This is a genomic window from Flagellimonas halotolerans (assembly GCF_035818535.1).
GTDB lineage: Bacteria > Bacteroidota > Bacteroidia > Flavobacteriales > Flavobacteriaceae > Flagellimonas > Flagellimonas halotolerans.
Genome location: NZ_JAYKYV010000001.1, coordinates 509,324 through 525,062 on the forward strand (window position 1 = coordinate 509,324; position 15,739 = coordinate 525,062).

A 15,739-nucleotide genomic window follows, 5' to 3' on the forward strand; every position below is an offset into this window, starting at 1 on the left:
TTGTGAGGAGTTATCAACCAATAAAAATGGCAAAAAGGTGTTGGGGATTAATGGATTTGGATTATATTTGCACCCGCTTAACAGATAAGCGACTGATTTCCGAGAAATCGGAAATGACATTTTAAAATAAAAGAATTAATAATCAGGGTCGGGCACCCTACAAATTAATGTGATATGCCAGTTAAAATTAGACTTCAGAGACACGGTAAAAAAGGTAAACCATTCTATTGGGTGGTCGCTGCAGATGTAAGAGCGAAAAGAGATGGTAAATATTTGGAGAAGTTGGGAACTTATAACCCAAACACCAATCCAGCCACAATCAATCTTGATATTGACGGTTCTGTAAAATGGTTGCAGAACGGTGCACAGCCAACCGACACAGCTAGAGCAATTCTTTCTTATAAAGGAGTGATGATGAAGCACCACTTGATGGTAGGTGTTCGCAAAGGCGCAATGACCGAAGAGCAGGCTGAGGAGAAATTCAAAGCTTGGTTGGAAGAGAAAGAGCAAAAAATCCAAGCCAAAAAAGAAGGTTTGACCAAAGCTGAAGCCGAGGCCAGAGCGAAAGCATTGGAAGCTGAGAAGGAAGCGAACGCCAAGAGAGCTGCCGCTGCTTTGCCGGAAGAAGAGGAAGTAACTGAAGAAGCTGCCGAAGAGACTGCCGAAGCCGCTACAGAGGAGGCCACTGCTGAAGCTGAAGCTCCTGCGGAAGAAGCTCCTGATGCAGAGGAACCTTCCAAAAAAGAAGAATAGAAACGTAGGACGATGCGCAAGGAAGACTGCTTCTACCTGGGCAAAGTCGTTTCAAAATATAGTTTTAAGGGTGAGGTGCTGGTTAAACTGGACACCGATGAGCCCGATAGTTACGAAAACATGGAATCAGTACTTGTTTCTTTAGGAAACAATCTGGTTCCATTTTTTATTGATAAATGTCGATTGCACAAATCCAACCTGCTCCGCATCGATTTTGAAGAGGTGAAGGACGAACCTACTGCGGATAAGCTTATTGGTTCCGAATTATACCTTCCTCTGACTATGTTGCCTCCACTAACAGGCAACAAGTTTTATTTTCATGAGGTAATCGGTTTTACCCTAATGGATGAGGTTTATGGAGATATTGGTCTTGTGGAATCCATTAACGATAGTACTTCACAAGATTTATTTGAAGTAAAAAAAGGAGACAAGGAATTGTTGATTCCTGTCAGCGATGAAATAATCAAAAAGGTTGACCGCAAGAACAAGACAATTTTTGTGAAGACCCCCGAAGGTTTGGTGGATTTATATCTAGGTAAAAAATAAAAAGGAGGCAAATTAAAGCCTCCCTCCCTATTGACTCAATAAAACTAGACGGAACATTATTTTTTCCACTTGCCGTCACCAAGGTAAAAACCTAATGATATGTCCAAGTAGGAGTTTTTGACTTCGGAACCTTCACCCAAGTCGGTTTTGCCGATAATGTTGTGGGTTGCCGTCAATCTAAATTTTCCAGCTTCAAAACCAGCTCCCAATAGACCACCGAATTTACCATCGACCTCAACATCTGCATCGCCTTCAACTTCTTCAATGTCATCCGTGTCAAAGCCAATGTTGCCCAAAGAACTATATAGCCCATACCAGCACCAACAAATCGAGCAAAAGAGGAGCTTCCCGAATTGAAATAGGAATCAAAGGTACCTGAATATGACATGCTTGAAGTCAAACTAGCCTCCGCAGAAACAGGGCCAGCTTCAACATTCTTCGCCATGGCAGCAGACTCAAAGCGTATACCTATGTTCATATTGTCGGCTATGTTGATTTTTGGTTCAATGGCGAACAAAACACCGCCGCCACTATCCGGCATAGTGTACCCTTAGTCTAGTCCTACACGGAATTTACCCTGTTCTTGCGCTTGGGGGTACTTGAACCACGGCTAGCATAAGTAGGAGTGCAAAAAAGATTTTTTTCATAATCATAAGTTTAGATAATTTGGTAATGATTTAATTGGGGCTCTTCCCCGTAAATTATTAGCGAAATAACCATATTGATCCGATTTATCACCCTGCAAATTAACGGATGGCCTATATGAACTGATGGATACCTTATTTCAATTGATGGTTGTAAATTGTTTACAATGCTTTGCCTTACCTTTGATTCAATGAAACCTTTCAAATTCAAAGAATTTGCCATTCAACAAGACCAATGCGCCATGAAGGTGGGGACCGATGGGGTATTGTTGGGCGCTTGGGCATCGCTGGACAAGCTGCCGGAATCCATTCTGGATATAGGCGCGGGAACCGGGCTCATTGCCTTGCAAATGGCCCAACGTTCATCAGCAGAGGTTATAGATGCCATTGAGCTGGATGATGATGCCTACGAACAATGTGTCACCAATTTTGAAGCTTCACCATGGGCAGACCGACTGTTCTGTTACCATGCAGGTTTTGATGAATTTGTGGATGAAATGGATGATAAGTACGACTTGATCATTTCCAATCCGCCTTTCCATTCAGAAGATGTGGCCAGTGGAAATGAATCGCGGGACAAAGCAAGACAAAGCAGTTCACTGCCTTTTGGGGAATTAGTTGAGGGAGCAGCAAAACTTTTGAATGAAGATGGGATTTTTGCGGTGATCGTTCCCTTTAAAGAGGAGTCTTATTTTACCGGTCTTGCTAAAAAAGAAAGATTATTTCCAAACCGAATCACTCGGGTAAAGGGAAATCCCGAGACTAATTTTAAAAGGAGTTTGATGGAATTTAGCTTTGATGAGGTCAAACCAAACATCAATAATTTGATAATAGAGGAGAGCCGGCACCAATACACCAAAGAATACATTGAATTGACCCAAGCATTTTATTTAAAAATGTAACAATGAAAAGACTAAATGTTATATTTGACAAGTAAAATTATTCTGAATGAAGCCCGATTTATTTGAAGCACCAGATTACTACAACCTCGATGATTTGCTTTCCGAGGAACATAAACTCGTTCGCGATGCTGCCCGTCAATGGGTGAAGCGGGATATTTCACCCGTTATTGAGGAATATGCCCAAAAAGCGGAATTTCCCAAACAGATTATCGGCGGATTGGCCGAAATAGGTGCGTTTGGACCCTACATTCCAGAAGAATATGGTGGGGCTGGCTTAGATCAAATCAGCTATGGGTTGATCATGCAGGAGATTGAGCGGGGTGATAGCGGGGTGCGTTCCACCGCTTCCGTACAATCATCCTTGGTCATGTATCCCATTTTTGCTTATGGCTCCGAAGAACAACGCAAAAAATATCTACCGAAGTTGGCGACCGGGGAGTGGATGGGCTGCTTTGGACTTACTGAACCCAACCATGGATCCAATCCGGGGGGGATGGAGACCAAATTCAAGGATGCAGGGGACCATTACCTTTTGAACGGTGCCAAATTGTGGATTTCCAATTCACCCTTTGCCGATATAGCCGTGGTGTGGGCCAAAAATGAAGAAGGGCGCATTCATGGGCTTATCGTGGAACGTGGCATGGAAGGTTTTTCCACACCTGAGACGCACAACAAATGGTCATTGCGGGCATCGGCCACGGGCGAACTTATTTTTGATAATGTAAAAGTGCCCAAAGAAAATTTGTTGCCGGGCAAAAACGGACTTGGAGCACCACTCGGTTGTTTGGATTCCGCCCGATATGGCATTGCTTGGGGAGCCATTGGTGCCGCCATGGATTGTTATGATACGGCACTCCGATATGCCAAAGAGCGGATTCAGTTTGGGAAACCCATTGCCGCATACCAGCTTCAGCAGAAAAAGTTGGCCGAAATGATTACCGAAATTACAAAGGCCCAATTACTGGCTTTCCGTTTGGGACAGTTAAAAAATGAAGGGAAGGCCACTACGGCACAAATTTCCATGGCCAAACGGAACAATGTGGAAATGGCCATTAAAATAGCCCGCGAAGCAAGACAGATATTGGGTGGAATGGGCATTACCGGCGAATACAGCATTATGCGCCACATGATGAACCTTGAAAGCGTAATCACTTACGAAGGTACCCACGATATCCACCTCTTGATTACTGGTGCGGATATTACCGGAATCCAGGCATTTAAATAATCAAGATAAAGAAACTTTTTCTACCGTTACCTTAATGGATTTACTGATGGGCGTCTGGCTTTTATCGGCAAAATGATTATGGGGAACCAACATATTGGTTTCAGGAAAATAAGCGGCCATGTTTCCTTTCGGGATTTCATAGGGTACAACCATAAATTTTTCCGCGGTGCGTTTGATGTCGTCATAATTACTGTGTAGATGAACCACATCCAGTTTGGTCAGATGTTTCTCCGCCATATCCTCCTCATTCATAAAAACTACGCGGCGCTCGTTGTGGATGCCGCGGTAACGATCGTTCAATCCATAAATGGTGGTGTTGAACTGGTCGTGGGACCGTATGGTCATCAACAGCAATTCATCAGGATTCAGCTGATGGTCGGGCAAAGAGGTAATGGATAACTGTGCCCTGGCGTTCGGCAGCATCCGAAAATCACGTTCACGAACATTGTTCGGGAGGTAATACCCAAACCCTTTGGACTGTTCACTCGTTTTTTCAAACCCTTTTACGGTCTTATCGATAAGATTTCGGATGAGATTGTAGTCCTGGCCCAATGCATACCAATTCATGGAATGGTCGCCCCTAAAATATGTATGGGCCAAGAGCGAAATGATTTCAGGTTCACTTTTAATGTGTTCCGAAGCAGGCCTTAACAGGCCCTTGCTCTGCCGAACCTTGCCCGTACTACTTTCCATCGTCAAGAATTGAAGCACTCCATTTTTATCATCCTTTTCGGAACGGCCAAAAGTGGGAAGTAGGAGGGCTGTTTTGCCCGTCACCAAATGGCTTCGATTCAGTTTGGTACTTATCTGAACCGTCAAATCACAATTTTGTAGGGCCTCCGCAGTATATTTTGTATCCGATGCCGCCATTAAAAAATTACCGCCCAAACAAATGAATACCTTGGCTTTTTTTCCATACATGGCCTCAATGGCTTCCACCGTATCATATCCCTTTTCGGTTGGTGGGTCAAAATTAAGATGCTCCCGGATTCTCTCGTTCAAGGTCTTGTTCACGAAATGCATTATCCCCACCGAACGATCACCTTGAACATTGCTATGGCCCCTAACCGGACAGGTTCCCGCAAAGGGTTTGCCCACGGCACCCTTTAACAATAAAATATTCACATATTCCTTAATGCACTCCACAGCATTTTTATGCTGGGTGATTCCCATGGCCCAGCAGATGACAATCTTGGAATTTTCGGCCAATAATTCCACAACCTTGTCAATTTTGTGCATATACACCCCACTTCTGCGTTGGAGGCTTTCCGTATTGTAACGGTCTAAATCTTTCAACAGATCATCATACCCATCAACATATTCCACAATAAATTCGTGGTCGATAATATTGGAATTTTTAGCATCGAGAGCGACCAGCTTCTTCAAGATCAGTTTTGCCAAAGCTATATCCTCATTGATTTTGACAGGGAGGTGAATGTCGGCAATAGGCTGTCCGTTGCCCAACATATCCGAAATATTTTGGGGATTTTTAAAGTTGACCAGTCCCGTTTCTGCCAATGGATTTATACTGATGATTTTACCACCATTCTTTTTGCACTTTTCCAGGGCCGATAGCATTCTTGGGTGATTGGTGCCTGGGTTTTGTCCCACGACCAGAATAACTTCCGCCCCATACAGATCGTCAAGCTTTACGGAACCTTTTCCAATGCCCAAGGTTTCGGAAAGTGCCACCCCAGATGATTCGTGGCACATATTGGAACAATCGGGCATGTTGTTGGTGCCAAAAGCACGGGCAAACATGCCGTAGAGATAAGCGGCTTCGTTGCTGGATCGGCCCGAAGTATAAAAAATAGCCTCATTTGGGTTTTTCAAGCAGTGCAATTCATCCGAGATCAATTCAAAAGCATCCTGCCAAGAAATGGGTTCGTAATGAACACTGTTCGGTTTAAGGATCATCGGTTCAACCACACGTCCCAATTTGTTGAGTTCAAAATCGCTGAGTTGGGATAGTTCTTCCACGGAATGTTTTGCAAAAAATTCCGCGCCAATATGTTCTTTGGTGGCTTCGTCCGCCAGTGCTTTGGCTCCATTTTCGCAGTATTCCGCAATTTTTGAGGGGTGCTCGGGAACGGGCCATGCACAACTGGGGCAGCGAAAGCCGCCCTCTTGGTTCATTTCCAAGAGACTACGCATGGAACGGGCAATGCCCATTTCCTTAAAAGTATGCCGTAAAGCTTCTTTGATCCCCAAAAGACCTGCAGAGGTTTGCATGGGTTCTTTTAGACGCAGTCCCGTAAATTTGATGTCCCCAGTGAGGGAAACCTTGCGCTTTATCTCTTTTTCCATGCTCTAATATAGGATTTTGGTGTGGGATAATTATTTTTCATCATTTCGGGCAATTCTATGTAGAGCGTAGTTACCTTTAATTTGAATTGCAATGGATTTCCTATGTAATTTAGCAAAAATCGAGTATTTTAAAGTATGTTCGCCCTAGTGGATTGCAATAACTTCTATGCCTCATGTGAACGGGCCTTTCAGCCCCAGTTCAACAATGTTCCCGTGGCCATTCTCTCCAATAACGATGGTTGTTTCATCTCGCGCAGCGATGAGGCAAAGGCACTTGGACTGCCCATGGGCGCCCCGGAATTTAAGTACAGACAATTTTGCAAGGAGAACAAGATCAAGGTCTTTTCGTCCAATTATCCCTTGTACGGAGATATGAGTGCCAGAGTGATGAATATTCTCGGAACGTTCACGCCGGATATGGAGGTCTACAGTGTGGATGAGGCTTTTTTAAAGTTTGATGGTTTCAAGAACTACGACTTTGATGCTTACGGCAGGGAAATCCAAAGAAGTGTGGAAAAGTGTACGGGAATCCCCATCAGCATAGGAATTGCCCCAACAAAAGCCTTGGCCAAGGTCGCCAATAAAATTGCCAAAAAGCTGAAATCAAAAACTGGGGGTGTGTATGTAATTCAATCCGAGGAGAGACGGGTAAAAGCATTAAAATGGACCAAGATCGAGAGTGTTTGGGGGATAGGGCGTGGAAACCTGAAACGACTTGAGAGCAGAAACATAAAAACGGCTTATGATTTTACCCAATTGTCGGATGAATGGGTGCGGAAGCAAATGGGCATAATCGGTCTTAGACTGAAAAAAGATCTGGATGGAAGCCCGACCTTGGATCTGGATGATTACACCCGCGATAAAAAGGCCATAGCCACCACACGAAGCTTTGAATACACCTATTCCGATATTGAAAACATTAAAGAACGAATATCCACCTTCGCGACCAGTTGTGCCGAAAAATTGCGGAGCCAAGGAAGCAGTTGCAACTATCTTGTTGTACTTTTAAGAAGTGACAGGCATAAAAAGGATGAGCCACAGGATAGGGGCAGTCTTATTGTTACCTTGCCCTATGCTACGGATTCCAGCCTGACCATAAGCAACTATGCCGTCAAGGCCGCTGTCTCCATATTCAAACCAGGAATCAAATACAAAAAGGCAGGAGTGATCGTATCGGGACTGGTGCCCACCCATGAAAGACAATTGGATCTCTTCCTGTCCGAAAACCCAAAACACCAGAGACTTATGCAGGTGATGGACGGCATAAACAACAAATATGGCATCAGCAAAATGAAAATAGCCAATCAAGATTTGGAAAGGACTTGGAAGATGCGCCAAGAACACCTTTCCCCAAAATATACCACAAACATCAATGATATCATAAAAGTGAAATGACCTCAAAAAAATCGCCAGAAACAGATTCACTTACTTTTTTTGCCCCAAATGAAGAAAAGGGTTTGGGGATGCCATTGTCCAGAAATGCCATCTCAGCAGGATTTCCATCACCAGCTGACGATTTTAAGGAAAAGCGCATCAGTTTGGACAAAACTTTGATCAAAAACAAAGAAGCGACTTTCTACGCACGCGTGAGCGGAGAATCCATGATTGGGGCCGGATTGGATGATGGAGACCTCTTGGTCATAGATAGAAGTTTGGAAGCGGAGCATGGCAAAATAGCCGTTTGTTTTTTGGATGGGGAATTCACCGTAAAACGGTTGAGCATTGAAAAAGACACCATTACATTGATGCCCGAGAATAAAAATTACAAACCCATCAAAGTTTCCAAGGACAGTGACCTATTGATTTGGGGAGTGGTCACTTATGTGATCAAGGCGGTGTAAAAGATAGATTTTCCAATCGTTACCATGTTCCTCATTTCGAAATGACATATTGTTTTTCTTTATTGTTTTTATTCTTGGATTGAGAAGCTTTCCTCCGTGTCATTTCGAACGAATGTGAGAAATCTTGAGTCTATCTGTCCTAAACTTGGGTCTCGACTGCGCTCGACCTGACACCAACTAGTTTTCAATTATTAGTGCCATTAGTGTCAAACCATTAACGCTGCCCCGAATGCCAAGTATGTTCCTTTGGAATGGTTTTGCCCTGATTTTTTTTGAAAAGACGGCAAGTTCGAAAAGCTTTGCTATCTTTGTACCGTTGTGTTGGATTCCAGTCGCGATGATTGGAATCAGGTTGAAGCATCAAACCGATGCTCGCCAATGAAAGGCTTTCCATTTGGAAGGCTTTTTTTGTTTGTGAGACCGGTAGGTCGAACAAATTCCGCTGCAGAACGGAATCTTTTCCTAATAAATTATAAAGTTGTCACCTCGAGCGCAGTCGAGAGGTCTTACTGTCAAAGGTCTCGACTGCCTGACCGTCCGGCAGTCGAGCATTCGACCTGACAAATACTATCAACCCCCAGAAACAGCATGTGCCACATGGTGCACGAGCGAAGCAGCGAGTTTTGCTGTTTGTCCATCAATATCATATTTCGGATTCATTTCGGCAATGTCCATACTGATCAATTTTCCAGAACCAATAATGGTTTTCAAGCATTCCAAAACCATGTGGGGCGTAAAACCCATAGGCGAAGCCGCACTTACCCCGGGAGCATAGGCAGAAGAGAATCCATCCAAATCGATGGTGACATACACAAAATCCACATTTTTGGCAAAGGCATTGATCCAGGTGGTGATTTCATTCAATAGTGGAATTTGAAAGGTATCGTTCATTACATAGATGACATCCAAGTCCCTTGCGGTTTGGAACAAGTTTCTATCATTGGCGTCCTTTCGGATACCCAGACAGAGATAGTTAAAATCAACACCCTCTTTTTCACAGTCTTTGGCAATTTGATAAAACGGGGTGCCCGAATTGCTCTGCTCTGTGTTTTTCCGCAAATCAAAGTGTGCATCAAAATTGATGATACCGATGGTTTGTCCTTCTTTTTTGAAATCCAGATATTTTTTGATACCGTTATAGTGACCATAAGCCACATCGTGCCCACCGCCCAAAACAATAGGGAATTGCTTTCTTTCTAAAAGTAAATTGACAGCTTCGGTAAGCTGATTTTGGGCAGCTTCCATATCTCCCTCATCACAGATAATCGAACCCACATCGTGCAACCGTACATTGCTCCCCAAATGGTTGGGCATCTTGGCAAAACTGCTTTTGATGACATCGGGACCTTCCGCGGCACCGATACGGCCTTGATTTCTTCGCACCCCTTCATCACAGGCGTAGCCCAAAAGAGCAATGGATTTTTTCTGGGCTTCAGGAAGTTCCTTCAAAGGCGTGCAATGCACCTTTTCATGCAGGTATAGCCATTTATTGGATATTCGACCTGTCCAGAGGTTTTGTTTCGGGAGTTCGTAGTGTTTCATCACATTAAAAAAGATTATCCAAAATATCGGATTCCACCAGATGGGGCAAAGTTACTTTTAAATTTGGAGAGCGTTCCATTTCCCGTTCAATGGCAAAGCGGGCTTCCTTGTTTCTGGCCCAACTTCTTCGTGAAATTCCATTGTTCACATCAAAAAACAACATTTTCTTCAATCGGTTGGAGGCTTCTTCGGAACCATCGAGCACCATTCCAAATCCGCCGTTGATGACTTCGCCCCAGCCAACGCCTCCACCATTATGGATGGAAACCCAAGTGGCACCCCTAAAACTATCGCCAATCACATTTTGAATTGCCATATCAGCGGTGAATTTGCTACCATCATAAATATTGCTGGTCTCCCTAAAGGGAGAATCCGTGCCGCTAACATCGTGGTGATCTCTGCCCAAGACCACGGGTGCACTAATTTCTCCAATGGCAATGGCTGTGTTGAAGGCATCGGCAATCTTGCTTCGTCCCTCGGCATCGGCATAGAGGATTCGTGCTTGCGAACCCACCACCAATTTGTTTTGTTCTGCCTCCGAGATCCATTTGATGTTGTCTTGCATCTGCTGTTGGATTTCTTCCGGTGCTTGGGATTTGATTTTTTTCATCACTTCCAAGGCAATGGCATCGGTTTTTTGAAGGTCTTTGGGGTCGCCCGATGTGCAAACCCATCGGAACGGACCAAAACCGTAGTCAAAACACATCGGACCCAAAATATCTTGGACATAGGATGGATACCTGAAGTCGATGTTGTTTTCGGCCATCACCTCGCCACCCGCTCGCGAAACTTCTAGTAAAAAGGCATTGCCATAATCAAAAAAGTAGGTGCCCTTTGCGGTGTGTTTATTGATGGCGTTGATTTGCCTTCTTAATGATTCCTGCACTTTTTCCTTGAAATCCTCTGGATTTTCCACCATTAAGGCATTCGATTCCTCAAAAGAAAGTCCGACCGGATAATAACCACCCGCCCAAGGGTTGTGCAAAGAGGTTTGATCAGAACCCAAATCAACAAAGATGTCCTCTTCAAAAAAGCGTTCCCAAACGTCCACCACATTGCCAATGTACGCCAAGGAAACCACTTCCTTGTTTTCAACAGCTTCTTTGGTTCGGACGACCAGTAGGTCCAAATCCACCAACAATTCATCCACCCAACCTTGGTCGTGGCGTTTTTTCGCAGCTTCGGGGTTGACTTCGGCACAAATGGTAATGCCCCCCGCGATGTTTCCTGCTTTGGGCTGTGCGCCGCTCATGCCTCCCAATCCAGCGGTCAAGAAAATCTTGCCTTCGGGCGATTCGTTTTTCTGTAACACTTTGCGAAAGGCGTTCATTACCGTAATGGCCGTTCCGTGGACAATGCCTTGTGGACCAATGTACATATAGGAACCAGCAGTCATCTGTCCGTATTGTGTTACGCCAAGGGCGTTGTGTTTTTCCCAATCATCGGGTTTGGAGTAATTGGGAATCATCATCCCGTTGGTGACCACCACTCTTGGTGCTTCCTTGGATGATGGAAAAAGTCCCATCGGATGCCCGGAATACATATTAAGGGTCTGTTCCTCGGTCATCTCCGCCAAATATTTCATGGTAAGCAGGTATTGCGCCCAATTTTGGAAAACCGCCCCATTGCCGCCGTAGGTAATCAATTCTTCGGGATGCTGTGCCACGGTAGGATCTAAATTGTTTTGAATCATCAGCATAATCGCCGCAGCCTGATGTGTTTTGGCGGGATATTCCGAAATAGGCCGCGCGTACATCTCATAATCGGGCTTAAACCGATGCATATAGATACGGCCATAGATTTTGAGTTCCTCTGCAAATTCAAGGGCAAGTTCCTTGTGCCAAGCCTCGGGAAAATATCGTAGCGCATTCTGTACGGCCAATTTTTTCTCTTCCTTGGAGAGAATGTCCTTTCGTTTTGGGGCCGGGTTCCCGTTTTTCGGATATGGCTTTTTAGCAGGAAGTTGTTGGGGGATGCCTTGTACTATTTGTTGCTGAAATTCAGTCATGATGCAATGTTTAATGGATGGGCGTTCCTTTTTTCCAAACCTCACTTGGCTTCAATTGCCCTTGATGGTAAGTGACTTCCTGATAGTTATCCGTTGGGAAAATGACAAAGTCAGCTTGTGCTCCAGTTTCCAGTTTTCCTCGGTCGGTCAAACGTAAAGCAGCGGCAGCTCTTGAGGTGATACCTGCCAAAACCTCGGTGTTGGACAGTTTTTCAAAGGTTCCCAAAATACTGGCTTGGGTGAGCAAATCGCCCATGGGAGCGGATCCGGGGTTATGGTCGCTGGCAATGGACAATGCGCCACCGGCATCCAAAATTTTCCGTGCTGGCGTGTAGGCGCATCCCAAACCGATGGATGCACCTGGCAATGCCGTGGCTATGGTGTTGCTCTTGGCCAAGAGTTGAATTTCCTTTTCGGTGCTGGCTTCTAAATGGTCGGCACTTACCGCATCAAAATCCACTGCAACTTGACTGCCACCCGCAGTAAATTGGTCGGCGTGTACGGTAATGTCAAATCCCATTTCCTTCGCTTTTTGGAAGTAAGGCTTGATTTCCCCGGGAGAAAAGGCACTTTCTTCCACAAAGGCATCCACACGATGGGCCAAATTTTCGGTTTTGATGATGGGGAACAATTCATTTATGATTACGTCCAAATAATCTTTGTCCTGACTCCAATCTTTAGGCTTCATATGGGCTGCCAAACAGGTCGGAACCAATGTAACATTCGAAGTTTCATTGGCCTGCTTGATGGCGCGTAGCATTTTCAATTCTTCATCCACGGAAAGACCGTAACCACTTTTCACTTCGATGGTGGTGACTCCGTTTTTGAGATGTTTTTTACTTCTGGAAATAATCCCTTCCACCAGCTCTTCTTGTGATGCTTTCCGGGTTTGGGTCACTGTATCCCAGATACCACCGCCAGCCTTGGCGATTTCCAAATAGGTTTTTCCAGCATTTCGATATGCGTAATCCCGAGCGCGGGTACCTCCAAAACAAATATGGGTGTGCGAGTCTACAAATCCGGGCAGGCAAACCTGTGCTCCTTCGATAGGGTGGATGTCCACCTCATCGGATTTCAACTCGTCAAAAACACCAACTTTGAGAATTTTTCCTTCGGAAACCAAAATGCCGCCATTTTGAATGATGGGGAGTTGCTCATCTTTGAGCGCTCCTTTTAGCGGGAGTCCCGTCATCGGGAGCAATTGGGTGAATGGTCCTATTAATAGTGGTCTGCTCATGTTAATATGTTTCAAATTCTTGAAGGTGTGGTGTGTTCCACTTCAGTTGTTTCTCCTCCATAATACGGTCTACCAAATTGATGATTTCCCCGTTTTGGATAATTTCGATTCCTTTTTCGATATCGTCTGCAAAAACACGGTCGTTTTCGGCAAAAGCAACCTTTGTCCTCAGGAATGTATGGATTTCATCCAACAGAATGCCCGATTTTAAGGGTTTTCTATACTCGAAGGCCTGCGCTGAGGTCAATAGTTCAATGGCGAGGATTTTCTCCACATTCTCAATAATGTTGAGTGCTTTTCTACCGCTGATGGAACCCATGCTCACATGGTCTTCCTGCCCCAAAGAGGTAGGAATGCTATCGGCGCTGGCGGGGAAGCACAGGCTTTTGTTCTCGCTGGCCAATGCGGCCGAAGTGTACTGTAGGATCATATAGCCGGAATTGATACCCGTATCTTTCATCAATAATTTGGGTACACCGGGGCTGTTGCCTTCCAGGGCTAGGTAAATGCGTCGGTCGGATATGTTTCCAATTTCTGATGTGGCCAAGGCAGCATAATCCAAGGCCATGGCCAAAGGCTGACCATGAAAATTTCCTCCGCTGATGGTGAGTTCATCATTTATGATGACAGGATTGTCCGTTACCGAATTGAGCTCAATTTCCAACAATTCCTTAAGGTGGAGCCACGCATTTCGGGATGCCCCGTGCACTTGTGGCATACAGCGCAAAGAGTAGGGGTCTTGCACCCGTTCGCAATCGATATGATCTTCCAAAATCTCAGAACCTTGAAGAAGGGTACGGATTCTGCCCGCCACGTGTTGGTTCCCTTTGAAGGGTCGTAATTCGTGTAACTCTTCAAAAAAAGGCTTCATGGAACCTTGCAGGCCTTCGAGCATCATGGCGCCGATTATATCCGCATGTCGAAGGCAATGCTGCAATTTGTGGACCACCATTACCCCATGTGCGGCGATAAATTGGGTGCCATTGATCAGGGCAAGTCCTTCTTTTGGGCCCAATTCCAAGGGTTGTAATCCTGTTTGTTCAAATAACGCTTGGGTCGGGATGGTCTTTCCCTGATATTCCACTTTTCCCAAACCAATTAAAGGCAAAAACAAATGGGATAGCGGAGCCAAATCACCTGATGCACCAACCGAACCTTGCGAGGGAACCACGGGGATGGCACTGTTTTCCAAATGCCAAAGCATACGTTGCAAAGTAGTTTCGGCAATTCCGGAATAGCCCTTCGCCAAGGCATGGATTTTCAGGATCAACATGATTTTGGCCAATTCGGTGGAAATGGGTTCGCCCACTCCTACGCTGTGGCTTTTCAATATGTTGGATTGAAGGATTTTGGTATCGGCTTTGGAAATCTTGGTATTGCACAAGGGACCAAATCCCGTATTGATGCCATACACCGTATCGCCTTTTTCCACGATGCGTTGCACACGTTCGTAACTGGCATTTACATTTTTTAAGCATTCATTGGAGAAAATACCTCTTATGGTGCCCTGGGCCATGCCCAAAGCTATGCTTGTGGTTAAATGGTCTTCGCCAAATTGAAATGTTCGGTTTATCGCCATGTGTTTAATTAATTTACTAACTGATTGTCCGTAATAACCCCATGAATTAAAAGATGTCAGGTCTGGTCTTTCGACTGCGCTCAAGATAAACTTAAGTTGAGATCTTTTTTAGGGCCCTGAGTTCAAAAACTTCTCGACTGCGCTCGAAGTGACAGTGCGTCATGATTGATTACGGCTATTCAAAGTTACCGATTAGGTTTAATAATTGCCAATACTTATTTTTGTAATAATCAATAAGTATGAATTATCATATAGAACTACGACATTTCATTTATTTTTTGGCCGTGGCCGAAGAGCTTCACTATCGAAAGGCGGCTGAAAAGCTCTTTATTTCCCAACCGGGATTGAGTACGCAAATCAAACAGATGGAAGAAATATTGGATACTCAACTGTTTGTTAGGGACAAGAAAAAGGTTAGCCTTACTCCTGCGGGGGAGTTTTTAAAGAAGGAGGTGGAATTTATCTTGAACCATTTGGAGCAGACGAAAAAACAGGTAAAACTTATCGGAGAGGGACAATTGGGCGAGGTACGCATTGGGTTTTTGGGTTCGGCCATGCAAAATGTGGTGCCCAATTTGCTGTTGGGCTTGAAGGAAAAGTATCCAACGGTCCACACTACTTTGGAAGAACTTTCCAACCGAGCACAGATCAATGCGATATTGGCCGACCGTTTGGACCTTGGTTTTGTGCGATTGTCTCGCGTACCTAAAGGATTGGATGTGAAGCCCGTTTTTGAGGACACCTTTTCCTTGGTGCTGCCAGCGGAGCATCCTTTGAATGGGGAAAACTTTAAGAACATCAATCAAGTGGCGGATGAGGATTTTATCCTTTTTTCCCAGGATTATAGCCCTATGTATTACGATACGGTGCTCAGTATTTGTGAGGATAGTGGGTTTGTACCTCATGTTTCGCATAAATCGGTACATGCACAGACCATTTTTAAACTGGTGGAAAACAAACTGGGTATTGCCATTGTGCCAACTACCCTTCAATATGGGTTTCAGATGAAAGTAAAGTTCATCGAAATGAAAAACATAAAACAACGTGCCGTATTGAGCATGGTCTGGAAAACCGATAATCGGAATCCTGCGCTACAGAAATGTATGGATTTGCTCATGGAATTATGACGGCAATGTTTTCGAGTGTAACTTTGGA

Annotated in this window: 13 protein-coding genes; 7 read left to right on the plus strand and 6 right to left on the minus strand. The window is 44.7% G+C overall.

What is annotated here, in order from left to right:
* Positions 1 to 174: 174 nt before the first annotated feature.
* Together VM932_RS02330 and rimM are read left to right on the plus strand one after the other, a co-directional pair.
* Positions 175 to 753 (plus strand): 30S ribosomal protein S16, encoded by a 579-nt coding sequence (locus tag VM932_RS02330; RefSeq protein ID WP_326276962.1) that lies wholly within the window; start codon positions 175 to 177, stop codon positions 751 to 753.
* Positions 754 to 765: 12 nt separating this feature from the next.
* Positions 766 to 1,299 carry a ribosome maturation factor RimM gene (gene rimM, locus VM932_RS02335; protein WP_326276963.1) on the plus strand — a complete coding sequence of 178 codons (534 nt, stop codon included), beginning with the start codon at positions 766 to 768 and terminating at the stop codon, positions 1,297 to 1,299.
* A gap of 56 nt (positions 1,300 to 1,355) precedes the next feature.
* Here the strand turns inward: rimM and VM932_RS02340 are convergent, their stop codons facing one another.
* Complete coding sequence (locus VM932_RS02340) at positions 1,356 to 1,595, minus strand: hypothetical protein (protein WP_326276964.1); 240 nt, start codon at positions 1,593 to 1,595, stop codon at positions 1,356 to 1,358.
* Between the two features lie 539 nt (positions 1,596 to 2,134).
* Here VM932_RS02340 and VM932_RS02345 point away from each other — a divergent pair.
* The gene (locus VM932_RS02345) at positions 2,135 to 2,845 is read left to right on the plus strand and encodes a tRNA1(Val) (adenine(37)-N6)-methyltransferase (protein WP_326276965.1); all 711 of its coding nucleotides are present in this window, start codon (positions 2,135 to 2,137) and stop codon (positions 2,843 to 2,845) included.
* A 46-nt stretch (positions 2,846 to 2,891) separates the two neighbouring features.
* A complete protein-coding gene (locus tag VM932_RS02350) occupies positions 2,892 to 4,070 on the plus strand; it encodes an acyl-CoA dehydrogenase family protein (protein WP_326276966.1) in 1,179 nt (392 codons plus the stop codon).
* Here VM932_RS02350 and VM932_RS02355 read toward each other — a convergent pair whose 3' ends face one another.
* On the minus strand, positions 4,071 to 6,377 hold the full coding sequence (locus tag VM932_RS02355) for an FdhF/YdeP family oxidoreductase (protein WP_326276967.1): 2,307 nt from the start codon (positions 6,375 to 6,377) through the stop codon (positions 4,071 to 4,073). It lies immediately after the preceding gene.
* 135 nt (positions 6,378 to 6,512) lie between these two features.
* Here VM932_RS02355 and VM932_RS02360 point away from each other — a divergent pair, with 135 nt between their 5' ends.
* Together VM932_RS02360 and VM932_RS02365 are read left to right on the plus strand one after the other, a co-directional pair.
* Positions 6,513 to 7,772 (plus strand): Y-family DNA polymerase, encoded by a 1,260-nt coding sequence (locus VM932_RS02360; RefSeq protein ID WP_326276968.1) that lies wholly within the window; start codon positions 6,513 to 6,515, stop codon positions 7,770 to 7,772.
* Complete coding sequence (locus tag VM932_RS02365; RefSeq protein WP_326276969.1) at positions 7,769 to 8,218, plus strand: LexA family protein; 450 nt, start codon at positions 7,769 to 7,771, stop codon at positions 8,216 to 8,218. Before VM932_RS02360 ends, VM932_RS02365 begins: the two co-directional genes overlap by 4 nt.
* A 570-nt stretch (positions 8,219 to 8,788) precedes the next feature.
* Here the strand turns inward: VM932_RS02365 and hutG are convergent.
* The 4 genes from hutG to hutH are packed head-to-tail and all read right to left on the minus strand — an operon-like array spanning position 8,789 to position 14,584.
* A complete protein-coding gene (gene hutG, locus VM932_RS02370; protein WP_326276970.1) occupies positions 8,789 to 9,760 on the minus strand; it encodes a formimidoylglutamase in 972 nt (323 codons plus the stop codon).
* 4 nt (positions 9,761 to 9,764) lie between these two features.
* Positions 9,765 to 11,768, minus strand: a complete 2,004-nt coding sequence (gene hutU, locus VM932_RS02375; protein ID WP_326276971.1) for a urocanate hydratase — start codon at positions 11,766 to 11,768, stop codon at positions 9,765 to 9,767.
* A 10-nt stretch (positions 11,769 to 11,778) separates the two neighbouring features.
* A complete protein-coding gene (gene hutI / locus VM932_RS02380; protein WP_326276972.1) occupies positions 11,779 to 13,005 on the minus strand; it encodes an imidazolonepropionase in 1,227 nt (408 codons plus the stop codon).
* A 1-nt stretch (position 13,006) separates the two neighbouring features.
* Complete coding sequence (gene hutH, locus VM932_RS02385; protein WP_326276973.1) at positions 13,007 to 14,584, minus strand: histidine ammonia-lyase; 1,578 nt, start codon at positions 14,582 to 14,584, stop codon at positions 13,007 to 13,009.
* A 239-nt stretch (positions 14,585 to 14,823) separates the two neighbouring features.
* Here hutH and VM932_RS02390 point away from each other — a divergent pair, with 239 nt between their 5' ends.
* Positions 14,824 to 15,711: a LysR substrate-binding domain-containing protein gene (locus tag VM932_RS02390; RefSeq protein WP_326276974.1), complete on the plus strand. Its 888-nt coding sequence runs from the start codon at positions 14,824 to 14,826 to the stop codon at positions 15,709 to 15,711.
* Positions 15,712 to 15,739 lie beyond the last annotated feature (28 nt).